This is a genomic window from Gluconacetobacter sp. (assembly GCF_047721585.1).
Classification (GTDB): Bacteria; Pseudomonadota; Alphaproteobacteria; order Acetobacterales; family Acetobacteraceae; genus Gluconacetobacter; species Gluconacetobacter dulcium.
Window position 1 is genome coordinate 1 of record NZ_JBDNXE010000257.1, and the last position, 1,644, is coordinate 1,644.

At 69.2% G+C, this 1,644-nt stretch carries 1 protein-coding gene; it reads left to right on the top strand.

From position 1 onward, the window contains the following. Positions 1-259: 259 nt before the first annotated feature. On the top strand, positions 260-1,644 hold a 1,385-nt coding region (locus ABF821_RS20960; RefSeq protein ID WP_415531469.1), incomplete at its 3' end, for a nucleotidyltransferase domain-containing protein.

Consider the following 1,644-nt stretch of genomic DNA (forward strand, 5'->3'; position numbering starts at 1 on the left):
CGCCCCGACCACGCCGGAACCGGTCGATACAGCCCCCCCCGGCGTGCCCGAAGCGGTGCGCGAAATGCTCGAACAGCTCGATCCGGATGCCTTGACGCCACGCGGCGCGCTGGACATGGTCTACGCGCTCAAGAAACTGATGCTTGAAGAATCGCGACATCTGGACCACGGATAGAATGACGGACGGCTTGCGAAACAGGCCGCCGGGATCGGCCGGCTGGCCGCTCGCAAACATTTTCAGGAAACCGATCACGCCGCGATGTCGACTCTGTCTTCTCCTTCCCTGTCCGTCAGGGACCTGACCCGAAGCCTCGCGGCCTCCCTCCTGTCACCGGAAACGGGCGCTGCCGTGCCGCGCGAGGTGGCGATCGGCCTGTTCCGCCGGCATCTCGCCCGCTTCCAGGCGTCGGTGCGCGAGGAATTCGAGGCCCACCGCCTCCACGGCGCCTCCGCCGCCAAGCAACTGGCGGCCCATACCGACGGCATGATCCGCACCCTGGTCGATTTCACCATGGAGCACGCGCTGGATTTCGCGCCGGACTCCGGGCGGCCGACCCTCGCGGTAGCGGCGACCGGCGGCTACGGGCGCGGCATGCTGGCCCCCTTCAGCGATATCGACCTGCTGTTCCTCACACCCGACGACCCCTCGGCCGATGTCAGCCGCGTGGTCGAATATATCCTGTATTTCCTGTGGGACCTGGGGCTGAAGGTCGGCCACGCCACCCGCTCGATCCCCCAATGTATCGCCGAGGCCGAGGCCGACACCACCGTCCGCACCACCCTGCTGGACGCCCGCCTGCTGGCCGGTAACGACGCGCTGTTCGCGATGTTCGAGGCCCGCTACATCGTCGCGTGCGTCGAAGCCGGGGCCGCCCGCTTCATCACCGACAAACGCCGCGAACGCACGGCCCGCCACCACCGCTTCGGCGACAGCCCCTACCTGGTGGAGCCCAACGTCAAGGAAGGGCGCGGCGGCCTGCGCGACCTGCAAACGCTGTACTGGATGTGCCGCTACACCTTCGGCACCCGCCATGTGTCGGACCTGCTGGCCCCCGGCTTCAGCAGCCTGGGCCTGCTGACCGAGCAGGAGGCCAAGCGCGCCCGCCGGTCGTGGAACTTCCTGTGGAGCGTGCGGCTGCACCTGCACTACATCTCCGGCCGCGCCGAGGAACGGCTGACCTTCGATGTCCAGCCCGTGGTCGGCGCCCGCATGGGCTACACCCGCCACGGCCGTCAGGTCGGGGTCGAGCGGTTCATGCGCCATTATTTCCTGACGGTGCGCGAGGTCATGCGCCTCACCCATGTGCTGGAACCGGCGGTGATGCGCCAGGCCCTGGGGCCGAGCGCCAACGCCCCGCAGGCCGACAGCGCGATGCGCGACGCCGGCTTCACGGTGCTGGACGGCCAGATCCTGCCCGAGCGCGGCACCTCGCTCGACGACGATCCGATCCAGATGATGCGCCTGCTGGAATGGGCGCGCACGCGCAAGCTGCCGATCCATCCCATGGCCATGCACAAGCTGATCCGGTGGGAGCGCCGGGCCGCGATCCTGCGCGGCAATCCCGAGGCCGCCCGCATCTTCCTGGATCTGCTGTGCGGCGCCCCGCCCGCACGCGCCCCCCGCCTCGCCACCACCGCCGAAGG